The organism is Pseudoxanthomonas sp. GW2 (genome assembly GCF_000283075.1).
Taxonomy (GTDB): domain Bacteria; phylum Pseudomonadota; class Gammaproteobacteria; order Xanthomonadales; family Xanthomonadaceae; genus Pseudoxanthomonas.
Genome location: NZ_ALIP01000033.1, coordinates 16,019 through 34,245 on the forward strand (window position 1 = coordinate 16,019; position 18,227 = coordinate 34,245).

Genomic DNA, 18,227 nt, shown 5'->3' on the forward strand with positions numbered 1-18,227 from the left:
CGCTCCCGATGAATACGTATGCGCCCCCGCTCGGCCGCGAGGGGGCGCCACTACCATAGCCGCGGCCAATGGAAGCGCGCCGGGCAAGCCCTGCCGCGACCGGAACCGCCGGTGGCCCGGGCAAGGGATTGCCCACCCCGGCCCTCCATCCCCGCCGCGCCCGTCGGTGCGGCTTCCCATCCGTAATGGTTCCCGTATGTCCGATACCCAGTGGTGGCGCGGCGCCGTCATCTACCAGATCTACCCCCGCAGCTTCCTCGACACCAACGGCGACGGCATCGGCGACCTCCCGGGCATCACCGAGCGGCTGGACTACGTGGCCTCGCTGGGCGTGGACGCGATCTGGATCTCGCCGTTCTTCAAGTCGCCGATGGCCGACTACGGCTACGACATCGCCGACTACCGCGACGTCGACCCACTGTTCGGCACCCTGGACGACTTCGACCGCCTGCTGGCCAAGGCCCACCGCCTGGGCCTGAAGGTGATGATCGACCAGGTGCTGAGCCATACCTCCGACCAGCACCCCTGGTTCCTGGAAAGCCGGCAGAGCCGCGACAACCCCAAGTCCGACTGGTACGTGTGGGCCGATGCCAGGGAAGACGGCACCCCGCCCAACAACTGGATGTCGATCTTCGGCGGCGTGGCCTGGCGCTGGGAGCCGCGCCGCTGCCAGTACTACCTGCACAACTTCCTGTCCTCGCAGCCGGACCTGAACTTCCACAACCCGGAAGTTCGCCAGGCCACGCTGGACAACGTGCGCTTCTGGCTGGACCGCGGCGTCGACGGCTTCCGCCTGGACGCGATCAACTTCTGCTTCCACGACGCGCAGCTGCGCGACAACCCGCCCAAGCCGGCGGACAAGCGCGTGGGCCGCGGCTTCAGCCCGGACAACCCGTACGCGTTCCAGTACCACTACTACAACAACACCCGCCCGGAGAACATCGGCTTCCTTGAGGACCTGCGCCGGCTGATGGACCAGTACCCCGGCGTGGTGACCCTGGGCGAGATCTCCTCGGAGGACTCGCTGGCCACCACCGCCGAGTACACCTCCGGCAAGCGCCTGAACATGGGCTACAGCTTCGAGCTGCTGGTGGACGACTTCAGCGCCGGCTACATCCGCGGCACGGTCGAGCGCCTGGAAGCGGCAATGACCGAGGGCTGGCCGTGCTGGGCCGTGTCCAACCACGACGTGCGCCGCGCGGTCACCCGCTGGGGCGGCGCCGAAGCCCCGCCGCAGCTGGCGCGCATGCTGGCGGCGATGGTCTGCTCGCTGCGCGGCTCGGTCTGCATCTACCAGGGCGAGGAACTGGGCCTGCCCGAGGCCGACGTCCCGTTCGAGGCCCTGCGCGACCCCTACGGCATCACCTTCTGGCCGACCTTCAAGGGCCGCGACGGCTGCCGCACGCCGATGCCGTGGAAGGACGCGCCCGACGCCGGTTTCAGCCCGGTGCAGCCATGGCTGCCGGTGCCGGACGAGCACCGCGCCCTGGCGGTGGAGCGCCAGGAAGCCGACCCGGATTCGGTGCTGCACGCGTTCCGCGCCTTCATGCGCTGGCGCAAGCAGCAGCCGGCCCTGGTGCGCGGCTCGATCCGCTTCCTGGACACCGCCGAGCCGGTGCTGGCGTTCGTGCGCGAGCACGAGGGCCAGCGCATGCTGGCCGCGTTCAACCTTTCCGCCACCGCCGCCACGCTGTCGCTGCCGGACGGCCAGTGGCAGCCGCAGGCCATCCCCGGCTACGCCGCGGTCGGCATCGATGGCGGCCAGGCCACGCTGCCGGCATGGGGCGTGTTGTTCGCACTCGCTGGCTGATCCCTCCCTCAGCCGCGGTCGGGCCGGGGCATCAACGATGCCCCGGTTTTTTTGTGCCCGTGGTCCAGCGCCGGAAACGGACACAGGCACGCTTCACGACCCCGCGCACGCGCCGTGGCAGCGGGGCGGCGATCCTTCGCGCCCGTTTCACCGCGAAGGCCGCAGCTTGCCTGCGTCCTTCCGCGGAGAGCCAGCGGCATGCCTTCCCCCACGAACCGGTGCCGTCGCGCGGTGGTCACGGTGTGCGCGGGCGGGCAGCCGCGCAGCGACCACGAACGCGTCTCGCAGGCCTGGGTGGCGCGGCGCCTGGCCGAACTGGCCGGCTGGGAGTACGCCGGCGAGTACGACCCCGCGCATCCGCCGGCGCTGCGCCCCTACTTCGTGCCCGACGACACCCTTACCGCCGCCCAGGCGGCTCGGCTGGGCATCGCTGGCGAGGACGACCTGTTCGGCGGGGTGGTCCCGCACGCCTTCATCGCCAGCAAGGTGATCACCCACGGCCTGCCGCGCGAGTGCGCCTCGGCCCCCGAGGGCTGGCGCGCGGAGCTGGGTGAGCGCCTGCGCCCGGTGGTACTGGACGGCTTCAGCGCCTTCTGCCCGCACTCGGCCGGCAGCGCCGGGCGCGAGCTGCTGGCGCGCGGCGGCGCGATCCGGCTGAAGCCGGCCCAGGCCCGCGGCGGCCAGGGGCAGCAGCGGGTCGAGCACCCCGACCACCTGGAACAGGCGGTGGCCGCGCTCGACCTGCTGCAGCTGCAGCAGCACGGCATGGTGCTGGAGCAGGACCTGGTCGAGGCGACCACCTGCAGCGTGGGCCAGGTCCGCATCGCCGACCTGGTCCTGTCCTACCTGGGCACCCAGCAGCAGGCCCCGGACCGCGAGGGCCTTGAGGTCTACACCGGCTCGCGCCTGCAGGTGGTCACCGGCGGCTACGAGGCGCTGGAGGCCGTGGCCGGCGACGCACTCCAGCGCGAGGCCCTGGACTGCGCGCGCCGCTACGACGCCGCGGTGGCGGAGGTGCACCCGGGCTTCTACGCCTCGCGCCGCAACTACGACGTCATCGCCGGGCGCGACGCCCGCGGCCGCTGGCGCTGCGGCGTGCTGGAGCAGTCCTGGCGCCTGGGCGGGGCCTCGCCGGCGGAAGTCGTGGCGCTGGACGCGTTCCTGTCCGGGCGCGTGCCGCGCGGCGCGCTCACCGCCTCCTGCCACGAGAGCCACGACCTGGCCCACCGCCCGCCGCCGCATGCGCAGGTCCACTTCCACGATCCGTTCGCAAGACGTGGACCGGTGCTGAAGTACGCTGTGGTCCATGGAAATCCGCCTTGACCCGGTCGACATCAGGGTCGACGACGAGGTCGTCCGCGGCACCGTGCTGTCGCCGCCGCCCGCGCTTCCCGGCGTGCTGTTCGTGCACGGCTGGGGCGGCAGCCAGGACCACGACCTCGGCCGCGCCCGTCGCATCGCCGGCATCGGCTGCGTCTGCCTGACCTTCGACCTGCGCGGCCACGAGGAAACCGCGGCGCAGTGGGAAACGGTCAGCCGCCCGCAGAACCTGGCCGACCTGGTCGCCGCCTACGACTGGTTCGCCGCGCGCCCGGACGTGGACGCGTCGGCCATCGCCGTGGTCGGCATCAGCTACGGCGGCTACCTGTCCACCCTGCTGACCGGGCTGCGCCCGGTGCGCTGGCTGGCCCTGCGCTCGCCGGCGATCTACAAGGACGAGGGCTGGGAGCTGCCCAAGCGCCAGCTGCACGCCGACCCCGACCTGCCCGCGTTCCGCCGCCGCCGCGTACCCTGGCAGGAAAACCGCGCCCTGCGCGCCTGCCACGACTTCCAGGGCGACGTGCTGCTGGTGGAGGCCGAGCACGACCAGACCGTGCCGCACATGGTCGGTGAGAACTACGCCGCCGCGTTCTCCAGCGCCCGCTCCCTGACCAAGCGCCGCATCGCCGGCGCGGACCACGCCTTTTCCGGCAAGCCCGAGCAGCAGGCCTATACCGAGGTCCTGGCCGGCTGGCTGGGGGAAATGGTGCGTGCGGCGCGCGAGCGCGAGGCCGGGCAGAAGGTCGCCGAGCGCAAGCAGGCCCGCCGCGCGGGGGCGCCGGCCGGGGGCTGACCCGCCCCGGGGCGCTCCGTCCGTCCGCCAGGCGGCATTTTTTGCCGCTTTTCCGCGCTTTTCCTCTTGGCGACGCCCCGCGCATCGCCTACATTCGCCGTGCCGATGCTCTCGGCCCACCATCCAATACGTACGGAACAGGAAATTTATGGCGAAGACCACCAAGAAGCCGGCCGCCAAGAAGGCCGCGACCAAAGCGGCGAAGACGACCGCAGTGAAGAAGGCTGCTGCGCCGAAGAAGGCTGCCGCTGCTCCGAAGAAGGCCGCCCCGCTGAAGGAAGTCCTGGGCAAGTCCGCCCTGATCAAGCACCTGTCCGAAACCAGCGGCGTCGTCGCCAAGGACGTCAAGGCCGTGCTGGCCGCCGTCGAGGATGCGGTCTCCGGCGCGATCAGCAAGAAGGGCGTCGGCAGCTTCACCCTGCCGGGCCTGTTCAAGGTCACCGCGGTCAAGGTCCCGGCCAAGCCGCGCCGCAAGGGCATCAATCCGTTCACCAAGGAAGAGCAGTGGTTCGCCGCCAAGCCGGCTTCGGTCAAGGTCAAGGTGCGCCCGCTGAAGAAGCTCAAGGACGCTGCCGCCTGATCGGCGCGACGGGCTTACCAGCTTCTTCCGACGGGGCGGCCGCAAGGCCGCCCCGTTTTCGTTGGCGCCGGCCTTGCCATTGCGGGCACGCGCGCCGGGCCATGCTCGGCGCATGGGATCGCACCACCCCACCCGCGCCCGGCGCCTGGCCGGCCTTGCCTGGACCCTGCTCTGGCTGGCCGTGCTGGGCCTGGCGCTGGCCTGGGCCTGGCAGCACCCGGCGGTGCAGCGCGCGCGGCTGGCCCTTGAACTGGCGCGCGAACCGGCGCCACAGGCGCTGCCGGTCCCGGTGCAGGGCGTGGCCGCCGGCAGCATCGCTCCGACCTGGGGCGCGCCGCGCGGCACCGGCCGCCGCCACGAAGGCGCGGACATCTTCGCCCCGCGCGGCACGCCGGTGGCCAGCACCACCCGCGGCATCGTCACCGCGGTGCGCGAGCGCGGCCTTGGCGGGCGCCAGGTCTGGGTGCGCGGGCCCGGCAACGAATCCCACTACTACGCCCACCTCGAGGACTGGGCGCCGGGCCTGGCACCCGGCGACCTGGTCGAGGCCGGCACCGTGCTGGGCAGCGTCGGCGACAGCGGCAACGCGCGCGGCACCCCACCGCACCTGCACTACGGGATATACGGCCGCGGCGGGGCGGTCGACCCGCTGCCGCGGCTGCGCGCGGGGCAAGCGCCGCGCTGAGGCGGTGGAACGGTCCATCGTGGCCAGGGGCCTCGTTCCCGGGTGGCGGCCGGCCTATCGTGGCCACACCCCTTTCAGGACCCCGCAACAATGGCTTCATCCCCACAGCGCTACCGCATCACCGTGACCCCGGTGGAGAACGGCGGACTGCCGTGCCAGGGGCGCTGCGCGATCGAGTTCGAGCAGCCCTGCTGCGACGACTGGATGCGCGTGATCGAGTCCAACCAGCGCCTCCCCGGCCTCAGCGCCGACGAACGCACCGCCCTGGTGATCGGCGCCCGCCTGCTCGACGGCATCGTCCGCCGCCACCCGGCGGTGGCCGATGACCTGCTCGACGGCCTGCCCGCGCCGCTGTCGCGCCTGCTGGCGCGACTGGATCCGCGCGAGGAGAGCTGAGCGTCGCGCCGGCGGTGCGATGCTAACGACCGGTTCACCGCGCCGCGCCAGGATGGTGCTTCCGATCCGCGAGGAATCCGCGATGCGCCTGTCCCGCCCTCTTCCCGTCCTGCTGGCCGCGCTGCTGGCCTTGCCGCCGGCGCTGGCCGCGCCCCGTTTCGAGGGCCGCCAGGTCAGCGTGCAGGCGGCCGAAGCCCAAGCCTTCCTCCAGGGCCGGTTCCCGCAACGGCACAGCGCCCTCGGCGGCCTGCTCGAACTGACCGTGTCCAACCCGCGCCTGGAACTGCCGCCGGGCACGCGCATGCGCCTGGGCCTGGACCTGGCCGCGGCCACTGCCGGCGGCCCCCCCACGCCGGTCGGCCGGGTGCAGCTGAGCAGCGCGTTGCGCTACGACCCGGCGCGCAAGGCGTTCTTCCTGGAGCAGCCGGCGATCGAGGACTTCTGCCCCGCGCAGGCCGGCCTGGCCCTGGACGAGGGCACCCGCGGCCTGCTCAACGCCTGGCTGGCCGACTACGCGCGCAGCGAGCCGGTGTACCGCATCGAGCCGCCGCTGGCGGCCCTGCTGGGCGGGGTGCAGGTGGAAGCGGCCGGCGTGCGCGACGGCCAGCTCCACGTGCTGCTGGACCGCGACCCGGCGCTGCCGGCGTCGGAGTGACCCCGCCTCAGCGCTTGGGCTGGAGCATGGTCCCGGTGCACTTGGGCGAGCCGCAGCGGCAGGCCCAGATCTTCTTCAGCCGCGGCGTATGCCGCTCGGCCAGGGTGATGCCGTAGTTGTAGGTCAGCTCCTCGCCGGGGCGGATGTCGCGGATCGCCTCGATGAAGATGCGGTCCTTGCTGCGGTCGTCGCCCTCGTGCTCGACCACCACGGCCTCGCAGTTCGGGTCGCAGCTGTGGTTGATCCAGCGCGCGTCGTTGCCCTTGTGGTTGGCGTCGATCACGTAGTCGTCGTTGAGCGTGAACAGGAAGGTGTGCCCGCTCTCGACGTCGCCGGCGCTGTCGGCGTCGACCTCGGCGTGGGTCCGGCGCAGGCCCTTGTACTCGATGATGCGCTCGCCCTTGCGGATGGGCTCCACCGCGAACACGCCATTGCCGTGGATGGGGGACTTGCGGGCGACGATCTTGCGGGGCATGGACGTTCCGGGGCGGCGACTGGAACGCGATTCTCGCCCATGCCGCCGCGCATCCCAAGCCCGCCCACCTGCATACCCGTCCGATGATGCCGGACATCGCCGTGCGCGCCATGGACGGGCAGGACCGCCGCGCGATCTACCGCTACCTCCGCAGCCCCGGCGCGGCCGGCGTGCCGGCCCCCGATGCACTGCCGCCGGGGAAGGCGCCGCCCCCGCCCTACCTGGGACCGGGCCTGCGCCAGGCGCCGACAACCCGCGCTGAAGCGTTCCACCCGTGCCGGCTTGGCCTCGGCGCGGGCGAAAGCGTACAATTTCGGTACGTTTTCACCCGACCCTCTGCCATGCTCCGCGTCACCAAGCTGACTGATTACGCCACGGTCGTCCTGACCGTCATGGCCTCCCGTCCCGGCGAGGTGCTCAGTGCGGCCGAGCTGGCCGAGCACTCCGGCCTGGAACAACCCACCGTCAGCAAGCTGCTCAAGCCGCTGGCCCAGGCCGGACTGGTCGAGGGCCTGCGCGGCGTTCGCGGCGGCTACCGCCTCGCCCGCGACGCCGACCACATCACCCTGATCGAGATCGTCGAGGCGATGGAAGGCCCGCTGGCGATGACCGAGTGCAGCCAGGCCGGCAGCAACCAGTGCGGCATCGCCCACCAGTGCGGCGTGCGCTCCAACTGGCGCCTGATCAACGACGTGGTCGCCGATGCCCTGCGCGGCGTGACCCTGGCGCAGATGCTGCGCCCGCTTCCTCCCCCCTCCACCGCCACCCGCCGGCAGATCGCCGTGCAGGTAGCCAGCTGAATTCCCCAGGCAGCCCCATGGCCACCGACATGCAGACCCCCACCGCCGAAGCCGCGCCGCAGAACGCCGAGATCCTCGAGCGCCTGGGCCGTCGCTACGACGCCGGCTTCGTCACCCCGATCGAGTCCGATTCCCTGCCCCCGGGCCTGGACGAGGACGTCATCCGCCAGCTCTCGGCCAAGAAGGAGGAGCCGGACTGGATGACCGAATGGCGCCTTGAGGCCTACCGCCGCTGGCTGCAGATGCCCATGCCCAACTGGGCCAAGCTGCAGATCGCGCCGATCGACTTCCAGTCCATCAGCTACTACTCCGCGCCCAAGGGTCCGAAGTACAAGTCGCTGGACGAGGTGCCGCCGGAGCTGATCGAGACCTACGACAAGCTCGGCGTGCCGCTGCACGAGCGCGCCAAGCTGGCCGGCGTGGCCGTGGACGCGGTGTTCGACTCGGTCTCCGTGGGCACCACCTTCCGCAAGGAGCTGGCCGAGAAGGGCATCATCTTCTGCTCGATGTCCGAGGCCATCCGCGAGCATCCGGACCTGGTGCGCAAGTACCTGGGCAGCGTGGTGCCGCACGGCGACAACTACTTCGCCGCGCTCAACTCGGCGGTGTTCTCCGACGGCAGCTTCGTGTTCATCCCGAAGGGCGTGCGCTGCCCGATGGAGCTGTCCACCTACTTCCGGATCAACGCCGGCCACACCGGCCAGTTCGAGCGCACCCTGATCGTGGCCGAGGAAGGCGCCTACGTCTCCTACCTGGAGGGCTGCACCGCGCCGATGCGCGACGAAAACCAGCTGCACGCGGCGGTGGTCGAGCTGGTCGCGCTGGACGACGCGGAGATCAAGTACTCGACCGTGCAGAACTGGTACCCGGGCGACGAGGAAGGCCGCGGCGGCATCTACAACTTCGTGACCAAGCGCGCCGAATGCCGCGGCGCGCGCAGCAAGGTGACCTGGACCCAGGTGGAGACCGGCTCGGCCATCACCTGGAAGTACCCGTCCTGCGTGCTGCTGGGCGACGACTCGGTGGGCGAGTTCCACTCCGTGGCCCTGACCCACCACCGCCAGCAGGCCGACACCGGCACCAAGATGGTCCACGTCGGCAAGCGCACCAAGTCCAAGATCGTGTCCAAGGGCATCAGCGCCGGCCGCGGCCAGAACACCTACCGCGGCCTGGTGAAGGTCGACCGCAACGCCGACGGCGCGCGCAACTACACCCAGTGCGACAGCCTGCTGATCGGCAAGCAGTGCGGTGCCCACACCTTCCCCTACATCGAGGTGAGGAATCCCGGCGCCACGGTCGAGCACGAGGCCACCACCTCCAAGATCAGCGAGGACCAGCTGTTCTACTGCCGCAGCCGCGGCATCTCCGAGGAGGACGCGGTCTCGCTGATCGTCGACGGCTTCTGCAAGCAGGTCTTCCGCGAGCTGCCCATGGAGTTCGCGGTGGAGGCCAAGAAGCTGCTGGAAGTCTCGCTCGAAGGCAGCGTCGGCTGAGGCCGCCGCTTCCGGGGGTCGATCCGGGGAGCCGGGGACCGCGCGAGTGTCCCCTTCCTCCGGCCCCCGGCGCCTTCCGGATCCAATCCCGAATACCGAATCCCCAATCCCGAATCCCCAATCCCATGCTCAAGATCGAAAACCTCCACGCCAGCGTCGCCGGCAAGGAAATCCTCAAGGGCCTCTCGCTGGAGGTGAAGCCGGGCCAGGTGCACGCCATCATGGGCCCCAACGGCGCCGGCAAGTCGACGCTCGGCAACATCCTCGCCGGCCGCGACGGCTACGAGGTCACCGCCGGCTCGGTCGAGTTCGACGGCCAGGCCCTGCTGGAACTGGAGCCGGAGGAGCGCGCCGCCGCCGGCCTGTTCCTCGCCTTCCAGTACCCGGTGGAGATCCCGGGCGTGAACAACACCTACTTCCTGCGCAGCGCGCTCAACGCCCAGCGCAAGGTGCGCGGCCAGGACGAGCTGGACTCGATGCAGTTCCTCAAGCTGGTGCGCGAGAAGCTGGCCGTGCTGCACCTGAAGGACGAACTGCTGCACCGCGGCGTCAACGAGGGCTTTTCCGGCGGCGAGAAGAAGCGCAACGAGATCTTCCAGCTGGCCGTGCTCGAGCCGAAGCTGGCGATCCTCGACGAGACCGACTCGGGCCTGGACATCGACGCGCTCAAGACCGTGGCCGACGGCGTCAACGCCCTGCGCACCGCCGAGCGCTCGTTCCTGGTGATCACCCACTACCAGCGCCTGCTGGACTACATCAAGCCGGACGTGGTCCACGTGCTGGCCGACGGCCGCATCGTCCAGACCGGCGGCCCGGAACTGGCGCTGGAACTGGAGAAGCACGGCTACGCCTGGCTCAAGGACCGGGTCGCCCCGGAACGGGTGGCGTAATGGCCGCGCTGCTGGAATCGTTCCGCCAGGGCTTCGATGCCCTGCGCGCGCCGGAGGCGCAGGAACTGGGCCCGCGCCGCCGCGCCGCGCTGGAGGCGCTGCTGGCCGACGGCCTGCCCGGCCCGCGCGAGGAAGCCTGGAAGTACACCCCGCTGCGCGCGCTGGAGCGCCGCAGCTTCGCCCCGGCGGATACCACCCCGCCGGCGTTCGACCCGGCACTGGTCGAGGGTATTCCCGCCCCGCGCCTGGTGTTCGCCAACGGACGCTTCGACGCCGCCCGCAGCGACCTGTCCGGCCTGCCGGACGGCGCCAGCGTGGAGGCGCTGTCGCAGGTACTGGAGCGCGGGCAGCCGCGCGACGCCAACTTCCTGCTGCGCCGCTACGAGCGCCGCGACGAGGTCTTCGCCCGCGCCAACGCCGCCCTGGCCGAGGACGGCGCGGTGGTGCGGCTGGACGCCGGGGTGCGCCTGCCCGCGCCGCTGCACCTGGTGTTCGTGGGCGTGCCGCAGGACGGCGACCGCGCCTGGCACCTGCGCCACTTCATCGACTTGCGCGACGACGCGGCGCTGGACATCGTCGAGCACCAGCTCGGCGCCGGCGACCACGCCCACCTGGCCAACGACGTGCTGCACCTGCATGCCGGCAAGCGCGTGCTGGTCCGCCACGCCCGGGTCCAGGCCGACGCCGCCCGGGCCACCCGCTTCGCCCGCACCGACGCGGTGCTTGCGCGCGATGCGCAGTACCGCCGCTTCGACCTGGAGCTGGGCGCCGGGCTCAGCCGCAACGAACTCAACGTGCGCCTGGAGGGCGACGGCGCCCGCCTGACCGCCAACGGCGTGCTGCTGGGCAGCGGCCGCCGCCATGTCGACACCCGCCTGGGCATCGAGCACATCGCCCGCGACACCGCCTGCGACCTGCTCTGGCGCGGCATCGCCGACGGCCGCAGCCGGGTGGTGTTCCACGGCGGGATCAACATCCGCCCCGGCGCCGACGGCACCGACGCCAGCCTGTCCAACAAGAACCTGCTGCTGTCGGCCGACGCCGAGATCGACACCCAGCCGGTGCTGGTGATCGACGCCGACGAGGTCAAGGCCGCGCACGGCGCCACCGTCGGCCAGCTCGACGCCAACGCGGTGTTCTACCTGCGCTCGCGCGGCGTGCCGCTGGCCGAGGCGCAGCGCCTGCTGACCGTGGCTTTCTGCCGCGAGCCGCTGGGCGCGCTGGAGGACGAGGGCCTGCGCCAGCTGCTGCTGGACCGCCTCGACGCGGCGCTGGCCACTGCCCTGGGCGGCGGGGTGGCGGCATGAACGGGATCCCCGCCGTGCACGACGCTGCCCTGCCCGGCCACCCCGGCGCGGTGGACTGGGAGCGGGTGCGGGCCGACTTCCCGCTGCTGATGCGCGAGGTCCACGGCCACCCGCTGGTGTACCTGGACAATGCCAACACCTCGCAGAAGCCGCTGCCGGTGGTTGCCTCGCAGGACGAGTTCTACCGCCGCCACAACGCCAACGTCAGCCGCGCCGTGCACGCCCTTGGCACCGAGGCCACCGAGGCGTACGAGGCCTCGCGCGCGCGCCTGGCGCGCTTCCTCAACGTGCGCGCCGACGAGGTCGTGCTGTGCAGCGGCACCACCTTCGCCATCAACCTGGTGGCGTACTCGTGGGCGCTGCCGCGGCTGAAGCAGGGCGACACCATCCTGGTGTCGCGCATGGAGCACCACGCCAACATCGTGCCCTGGCAGCTGGTGGCGCAGCGCACCGGGGCGAAGATCAAGGTCGCCGAGATCCTGCCCGACGGCAGCCTCGACCTGGACGGCCTCCACCGCGCGATGACCCCGGACGTGAAGCTGCTGGCCGTGGCCCACGTATCCAACGTGCTGGGCACGGTCAACCCGGTGCGCGAGATCTGCCGCGAGGCGCGCCGCCGCGGCATCGTCACCGTGGTCGACGGCTCCCAGGCCGCGCCGCACCTGAAGCTGGACGTGGCCGCCATCGGCTGCGACTTCTACGCCGTCACCGGCCACAAGATGTGCGGCCCCACCGGCACCGGCGCGCTGTGGGCGCGGCGCGAGCACCTGGAGTCGATGCCGCCGTTCATCGGCGGGGGCGAGATGATCAAGGAGGTCAGCTTCGACGGCACGGTGTTCAACGACCCGCCGCACAAGTTCGAGGCCGGCACCCCCAACATCGCCGGCTTCGTCGGCCTGGGCGTGGCCATCGACTACCTCGACGCGATCGGCATGGACGCGATCGCCGCGCGCGAGGCCGAACTGCTGGCGCACGCCACCGAGGCGCTGCAGGCCATCCCGGGCCTGCGCATCTTCGGCACCGCGCCGGGCAAGGCCGCGGTGATCTCGTTCCTCGTGGAGGGCGCGCACGCGCACGACCTGGCCACCCTGCTGGACCTGGAAGGCGTGGCCGTGCGCTCGGGCCAGCACTGTGCCCATCCGCTGCTGCAGTACTACGGCGTGGCCGCGACCCTGCGCGCCTCGCTGGCGTTTTACAACACGCACGAGGAGATCGACCGTTTCGTCGCCGCGCTGGAAAAGACCCGCCGCCTGCTCGCCTGAGCGGCGGCGCCCGGCCCGTTGCTCCGTCCGCCGGGCCGCCGCGCACGGCCGCCCGCGGGCTGCCGGCCGGCACGCCCCGGCCTAGAATGCGCGGATGGACGCACTGACCTTCCGCCACGCCACCCACGCCGACATCCCCGCCATCGTCGAACTGGTCACCTCCGCGTACCGCGGCGAGAGCAGCCGCAAAGGCTGGACCACCGAGGCCGACCTGCTGGACGGCCCGCGCATCGATCCGGACGTCCTCGCCACCGACCTCGCCCGCCCGCGCAGCATCGTGCTGCTGGCCGAGCGCGGCGGCGCGCTGCTGGCCTGCGCGCACGTGGCCGAGGAGGACGGCGCCGGCTACTTCGGCATGTTCGCGGTGCGCCCGGAGCTGCAGGGCGGCGGCCTGGGCAAGGCGGTGCTGGCCGAGGCCGAGCGCATCGCCCGCGAGGACTGGGACCTGCCGGTGATGCGCATGACCGTGATCGACGTGCGCGACAGCCTGATCGCCTACTACGGGCGCCGCGGCTACCGCCGCACCGGCATCCACAAGCCCTTCCCCTACGGCGACGAGCGCTTCGGCATCCCGCTGCGCGACGACCTGCGCTTCGAGGTGCTGGAGAAGCCGCTGCACGCCGGGGTGGCGGCATGAGCGGGACCTGGACCTTCGTCTGCGCCCCCGGCGAGCTGCTGCCGGGCGAGATGCGCACCGTGTTCGACGAAGTCACCGATACCCCGATCCTGGTGGTCAACCTCGACGGCGAGCTGTACGCGCTGGAGGACCGCTGCAGCCACGAGGACTACGAGCTGTCCGCCGGCTCGGTGGATCCGGCCGAGGGCAGCATCGAGTGCGTGCTGCACGGCGCCCGCTTCGACCTGCGCGACGGCCGCGCGCTGTGCGCCCCGGCCTACTCCCCGGTCCCCAAGTTCCCGGTGAAGCTGGACGCCACCGGCATCTGGACCCGCGACGACCGCTGACGATCGCGCCTATTCACCTTGTGAATGGGAATTAATCTCATTAAGATGGCGGGACAACCTTCCCGGTCCCGCCCTCTTGCGCCGCATCCAGTCCCATTGCCGCCCCCTGCGCACGCTGGCCCGCGCCGGCGTGCTGGCCGCCATCCTCATGGCCGCGGCTGCCGCGAGCGCGGGCCAGGCGCAGGCCCATGCCCTGGCGCTGCTCGTGCGCGCCTGCATGCACGCCCCCGCGCACGGCGGGGATCCGGGCCTGCTGCCGCCACTCCCGGTTGCCATGGTGGCGGACCCGGCCGGCGCTGAGCCGGCCGCCCTGCCTCAGCCTTCCGCCTCCCCCACGCCCCCGGCCAGGGCCGTACCGGCGGCCGCGGCCCGGTTCCCGGCCGCCAGCCGGCCGTGGTACCGGCCACCGCGTGGCGGCGCGCCACCCCAGCAGGCCTGAGCCTGCACTGCCCGCGCCCGCACCGCCGGTCGCCCCGCGGCAGGCGCCATCCGCTTCCCTCCCCGATTCCGGCAGCCGCCGCCAGCCGGTGCGTACCGCCCCGTTCCGCGTACCGCCGCCGCCATGCGCGTCCTGCCACCCCCTGTCCCCAAGGATCCATCGGTGTCCTACATCAAGTCCCGCAAGCACCCGGTCCCACGTTCCACCTCCGCCCTGCCCGGCGCCTCGGTCCTGGCCGGCGCCTCGCTGGCCATGCTCGCCGTGCCGGCGCAGGCCGCCACCCCGGCCGATGCCAACCCGGAACCGGCCGCGACCGACCTGGACCGCGTCGACGTGCGCGGCAGCTGGTTCAACCCGTCCTCGTCCAAGTTCACCGCCGACCTGGTGGACACGCCCAAGTCGGTCTCGATCATTCCCCAGGGCCTGCTGGAGCAGACCGGCGCCACCAGCCTGCAGGACGCCCTGCGCCTGGTGCCGGGCATCACCTTCGGCGCCGGCGAAGGCGGCAACCCGACCGGCGACCGCCCCTTCATCCGCGGCTTCGACGCGCAGAGCAACACCTTCATCGACGGCCTGCGCGACGTGGGCTCGCAGACCCGCGAGGTGTTCAACCTCGAGCAGGTCGAGGTGGTGAAGGGCCCCAGCTCGGCCTACGGCGGCCGCGACTCCGGCGGCGGCAGCATCAACCTGGTCAGCAAGACCCCCAGGCTCAAGGACGAAACCAGCATCGGCCTGGGCGTGGGCAGCGACGGCTACCGCCGCGGCACGGTCGACGCCAACGTGCAGATCGGCGAAGGCAGCGCCGCGCGCCTGAACCTGATGCGCCACGATGCCGACATCCCCGGCCGCGACGCGGCCAACGTCTCGCGCTGGGGCGTGGCCCCCTCGCTCGCCTTCGGCCTCAACGGCGACGCCCAGCTGATCCTGTCGCACTACCACCTGGAAACCGACGACCTGCCCGACGCCGGCGGCTTCCCGTACTCCAACCCGCTGTCCGGCGCCAACGCCGTGCTCAACGGCGACGGCCGCCCGCTGGTCCCGGACCGCAGCAACTACTACGGCCTGAAGGACCGCGACTTCCAGCGCACCCGCGCCGACATCACCACGGTCGACGCCAGCTTCGCCCTGGGCGAGCACAAGCTGCGCCAGGTCCTGCGCTACGGCGAGACCCGCAACGACTACCTGTGGACCCAGCCGGACGACAGCAAGGGCAACCCGCTGCTGTACGGCACCCTGTGGCGCCGCACCAACAGCCGCGACACCACCACCCGCACCCTGGCCGACCAGCTGAGCCTGACCGGCAGCTTCCGCACCGGCGCGCTGGCCCACAGCTACAGCGCCGGCATCGAGTACAGCGACGAGAAGACGCGCCGCGGCAACTACATCCTGGCGCCGGGCACCAACAACTTCCTGACCGGCGACACCAGCTGCCCGACCACGGGCGCGGCCACCGGCTACAACTGCACCGACTTCCGCCATCCCAACCCGGACGACCCCTGGTCGGCCGGGCAGACGGTGACCCGCAGCAACCGCGCGCTGGACGTGCGCCAGGACACCGAGACTACCTCGCTCTACCTGTTCGACACCATCGAGCTTTCGCCGTCCTGGCTGCTCAACCTGGGCCTGCGCTACGACGACTTCCGGACCGTGCAGGTCACCCCGTCGGCCAACGCCGCGCCGACCGTGCTGCGGCACGGATCCGACTACCTGAACTACCAGGCCGGCGTGGTGTTCAAGCCGACCCGCAACGGCAGCATCTACCTGTCCTGGGGCACTTCGTCCACGCCCCCGGGCATGGACGGCGGCGACGGCTCCGACGGCCTCAGCGCCGCGATCCAGGACCTCGAGCCCCAGGAAAGCGAGAACATCGAGCTGGGCCTGAAGTGGAACCTGCTCGACGACCGCCTGTCGCTTACCGCGGCCGCGTTCCACACGGTGATGGACAACGCGCGCATCACCGTCGCCAACGGCACCACGCAGAACGCCGGCAAGAAGCAAGTCGACGGCGTGGAGCTGGGCTTCAACGGCAGGCTGACCGACAACTGGAACGTGTCCGGTGGCTACACCTGGATGGACGCCGAACTGGTGGAGAACGGCTACGTCTGCGCCGTGCCTGGCCGCACCTGTCCCGGCGGGGTCTACGTGCCCTCGCCGTACAACGGCAACGTGTTCCCGAACGTGGCCAAGCACAGTGCCAACCTGTGGACCACCTACAGCTTCGCCTCCGGCCTGACCATCGGCGGCGGCGCCACCTACTCCAGCAAGCAGTACGGCGACGTGGCCAACAGCAAGTGGATCCCCGGCTACACCCGCTGGGACGCCATGGCCAGCTATGCCTTCGGCCAGCGCTACACCCTGCAGCTGAACCTGCAGAACCTGACCGACGAGCTGTACTTCACCCGCGCCTACGCCTCGCACTACGCCAGCATCGCGCCGGGCCGCGCGGCGACCCTGACCTTCAACGTGAAGTTCTGATGCCCGCGGGGCGGCAGGCCACCTGCCGCCCCCGTCCGATGGACACGCCTCCCGCCAGCGCCACACCGCCCGCCTTCGACGCCCAGGCCCTGGCCGGGCTGCTGAAGGACGCCCCGGAACAGGCCTTTGCCGAGGTCGCCCGCCTGGCCAGGGCCGGCACGGTGGCGGCGCAGACCCTGCTGGCGCAGATGCTGGTGGAAGGCCGCGGCACCGCGCGCGACCCGGAGGCGGCCGTGCTCTGGTACCAGGTGGCCGCCAACAACGGCGACGCCCTGGCGATGAACATGCTCGGCCGCTGCCACGAGCTGGGCGAAGGCACGCCCGCCAACCCGGCCCTGGCCGCGGTCTGGTACCGGCGCGCGGCCGGGCTGGGCCTGGACTGGGGCATGTACAACCTGGCCAACCTGATGGCCACCGGCCGCGGCCTGCCCCGCGACGAAGCCGGCGCCTACGCCCTGTACGCGCGCGCCGCCGCGCTGGGCCATGCCAAGTCGATGAACCTGGTGGCCCGCTACCTCGAGGAAGGCCGCGTGGTGCCGGCGGACCCGCAGGCCGCGCTGGACTGGTACCGCCGCGCCGCAGAGGCCGGCGATTTCCGCGGCCAGGCCAACCTGGCCTCGATCCTGCTGCAGCAGGGCGAGGTCGCCGCCGCGGTGACCCTGCTGCGCCAGGCCCTGGCCCATGGCAGCCCGGCGTTCCTGGAACGCATCCGGCCGGAGCTGGCCACCTCGCCCCATCCCGAAATCCGCACACTGGTCGCGGCCCATGCACCGGAGTAAGCCATGCTGCTGCATATCCCCGAAGTCCTGACCAGGGACCAGGTCGCCGGATTCCGGCGCAAACTGGAACAGGCCGACTGGACCGACGGCCGCGAGACCGTCGGCCACCTCGGCGCCCAGGTGAAGCGCAACGAGCAGCTGCCCGAGTTCTCGCCGCTGCGACGCGAGCTGGGCGAGGCCATCCTCACCGCCCTGGCGAAGCATCCGCTGTTCTTCAGCGCCGCGCTGCCGCTCAAGTACCTGCCGCCGCGCTTCAACCGCTACGCCGGCGGCGGCACCTACGGCTTCCACGTCGACGGCGCGGTGATGGACCTGGGCCAGGGCGAGCAGCTGCGCAGCGACGTGTCCTGCACCCTGTTCCTCAGCGACCCGGAGGAATACGACGGCGGCGAGCTGTTGGTCAGCGATACCTATGGCGAGCACGAGGTGAAGCTGCCGGCCGGCGACCTGATCCTGTACCCGTCCACCAGCCTGCACCAGGTCAACCCGGTGACCCGTGGCGCGCGCCTGGCCTCGTTCTTCTGGATCCAGAGCATGGTCCGCGACGACGGCCGCCGCCGCCTGCTGTTCGAGCTGGACAGCTCGATCCAGGCCCTGCGCCGCAGCGGCGCCGACCAGGCCGCGGTACTGCAGCTGACCGGCGTGTACCACAACCTGCTGCGGCAATGGGCCGAAACCTGAGCCAGACGGGACCCGTTTTCCGTTGCATTTGAGAACCATTCCCGTTTAAGATGCCGCGGTCGGCCCAGGGCCGCGCATCGGGGAAATGTGTGAACAGGCTCCAGCACTCCGTCCAGGCCCGCCCGTCCGTGGCGGCTCCGCCGCATCCGCGCAGCGGATCGGCGGCCGTGGCGGTGCTGACCGCGCTGCTGGCCATGCTGGTGCTGGCCACCGGCCTCCTTCTCCGCCCGGGCAACGCCAGCCTTCCCCCGCACCACGCCCCTTCGGTACACGCTGTCGATGCCGCCCCGGACGTCCCGGACACCCGGGGCGAGCACCGCCGCGCCCCGGCCAGGAAGCCGCGCCCGACCGGCTCCGCGCAAACCGTCTCCGGCGACGCTGCCGCCCTGCCGTGGCCAGGCCTGGCCGTCGCGCGTGCGCGCAC

General features: G+C 71.8%; 19 protein-coding genes. 18 read left to right on the forward strand and 1 reads right to left on the reverse strand.

Annotation, left to right across the window (positions count from 1 at the left end):
* The first annotated feature begins 196 nt into the window (after nt 1–196).
* The 7 genes from B351_RS0102905 to B351_RS0102935 all read left to right on the forward strand — a co-directional run bounded on the left by B351_RS0102905 (nt 197) and on the right by B351_RS0102935 (nt 6,239).
* Entirely contained in the window at nt 197–1,810 is a 1,614-nt protein-coding gene (locus B351_RS0102905) for an alpha-glucosidase family protein (protein ID WP_019397556.1), read from the forward strand.
* 198 nt (nt 1,811–2,008) lie between these two features.
* Entirely contained in the window at nt 2,009–3,133 is a 1,125-nt protein-coding gene (locus B351_RS16120) for a DUF3182 family protein (RefSeq protein WP_039730795.1), read from the forward strand.
* Nucleotides 3,117–3,923 (forward strand): S9 family peptidase, encoded by an 807-nt coding sequence (locus B351_RS0102915; RefSeq protein WP_019397558.1) that lies wholly within the window; start codon nt 3,117–3,119, stop codon nt 3,921–3,923. Before B351_RS16120 ends, B351_RS0102915 begins: the two co-directional genes overlap by 17 nt.
* A gap of 148 nt (nt 3,924–4,071) precedes the next feature.
* Nucleotides 4,072–4,503 carry an HU family DNA-binding protein gene (locus tag B351_RS0102920; protein ID WP_019397559.1) on the forward strand — a complete coding sequence of 144 codons (432 nt, stop codon included), beginning with the start codon at nt 4,072–4,074 and terminating at the stop codon, nt 4,501–4,503.
* Nucleotides 4,504–4,615: 112 nt separating this feature from the next.
* Entirely contained in the window at nt 4,616–5,188 is a 573-nt protein-coding gene (locus B351_RS0102925; RefSeq protein ID WP_019397560.1) for a M23 family metallopeptidase, read from the forward strand.
* A 90-nt stretch (nt 5,189–5,278) separates the two neighbouring features.
* Nucleotides 5,279–5,584 (forward strand): DUF3861 family protein, encoded by a 306-nt coding sequence (locus B351_RS0102930; protein ID WP_019397561.1) that lies wholly within the window; start codon nt 5,279–5,281, stop codon nt 5,582–5,584.
* 82 nt (nt 5,585–5,666) lie between these two features.
* Nucleotides 5,667–6,239, forward strand: a complete 573-nt coding sequence (locus B351_RS0102935; protein ID WP_026010279.1) for a DUF1439 domain-containing protein — start codon at nt 5,667–5,669, stop codon at nt 6,237–6,239.
* A gap of 7 nt (nt 6,240–6,246) precedes the next feature.
* Here the strand turns inward: B351_RS0102935 and B351_RS0102940 are convergent, their stop codons facing one another.
* Nucleotides 6,247–6,714 (reverse strand): SET domain-containing protein, encoded by a 468-nt coding sequence (locus tag B351_RS0102940; protein WP_019397563.1) that lies wholly within the window; start codon nt 6,712–6,714, stop codon nt 6,247–6,249.
* Nucleotides 6,715–7,055: 341 nt separating this feature from the next.
* On the opposite strand from B351_RS0102940, the gene B351_RS0102945 reads away from it, so the two are divergent.
* The 11 genes from B351_RS0102945 to B351_RS17930 all read left to right on the forward strand — a co-directional run.
* A complete protein-coding gene (locus tag B351_RS0102945) occupies nt 7,056–7,514 on the forward strand; it encodes an SUF system Fe-S cluster assembly regulator (RefSeq protein WP_019397564.1) in 459 nt (152 codons plus the stop codon).
* Between the two features lie 17 nt (nt 7,515–7,531).
* On the forward strand, nt 7,532–9,007 hold the full coding sequence (gene sufB / locus B351_RS0102950; RefSeq protein WP_019397565.1) for a Fe-S cluster assembly protein SufB: 1,476 nt from the start codon (nt 7,532–7,534) through the stop codon (nt 9,005–9,007).
* Between the two features lie 125 nt (nt 9,008–9,132).
* Complete coding sequence (gene sufC / locus B351_RS0102955; protein ID WP_019397566.1) at nt 9,133–9,897, forward strand: Fe-S cluster assembly ATPase SufC; 765 nt, start codon at nt 9,133–9,135, stop codon at nt 9,895–9,897.
* Nucleotides 9,897–11,204, forward strand: coding sequence for a Fe-S cluster assembly protein SufD (gene sufD / locus B351_RS0102960; RefSeq protein WP_019397567.1), 1,308 nt, complete (start codon nt 9,897–9,899; stop codon nt 11,202–11,204). The genes sufC and sufD overlap by 1 nt, the downstream gene beginning before the upstream one ends.
* Nucleotides 11,201–12,466 (forward strand): cysteine desulfurase, encoded by a 1,266-nt coding sequence (locus B351_RS0102965; protein WP_019397568.1) that lies wholly within the window; start codon nt 11,201–11,203, stop codon nt 12,464–12,466. Before sufD ends, B351_RS0102965 begins: the two co-directional genes overlap by 4 nt.
* A 94-nt stretch (nt 12,467–12,560) precedes the next feature.
* Nucleotides 12,561–13,103 (forward strand): GNAT family N-acetyltransferase, encoded by a 543-nt coding sequence (locus tag B351_RS0102970; protein WP_019397569.1) that lies wholly within the window; start codon nt 12,561–12,563, stop codon nt 13,101–13,103.
* A complete protein-coding gene (locus tag B351_RS0102975; RefSeq protein WP_019397570.1) occupies nt 13,100–13,429 on the forward strand; it encodes a non-heme iron oxygenase ferredoxin subunit in 330 nt (109 codons plus the stop codon). Before B351_RS0102970 ends, B351_RS0102975 begins: the two co-directional genes overlap by 4 nt.
* Nucleotides 13,430–14,030: 601 nt before the next feature.
* A complete protein-coding gene (locus tag B351_RS0102985; protein WP_019397572.1) occupies nt 14,031–16,343 on the forward strand; it encodes a TonB-dependent siderophore receptor in 2,313 nt (770 codons plus the stop codon).
* A 38-nt stretch (nt 16,344–16,381) separates the two neighbouring features.
* Nucleotides 16,382–17,122, forward strand: coding sequence for a tetratricopeptide repeat protein (locus B351_RS0102990; protein ID WP_019397573.1), 741 nt, complete (start codon nt 16,382–16,384; stop codon nt 17,120–17,122).
* A gap of 3 nt (nt 17,123–17,125) precedes the next feature.
* Nucleotides 17,126–17,803 (forward strand): Fe2+-dependent dioxygenase, encoded by a 678-nt coding sequence (locus tag B351_RS0102995; RefSeq protein ID WP_019397574.1) that lies wholly within the window; start codon nt 17,126–17,128, stop codon nt 17,801–17,803.
* A 167-nt stretch (nt 17,804–17,970) separates the two neighbouring features.
* Nucleotides 17,971–18,227: hypothetical protein (locus B351_RS17930; RefSeq protein ID WP_026010281.1), on the forward strand; the 257-nt coding region annotated here is incomplete at its 3' end.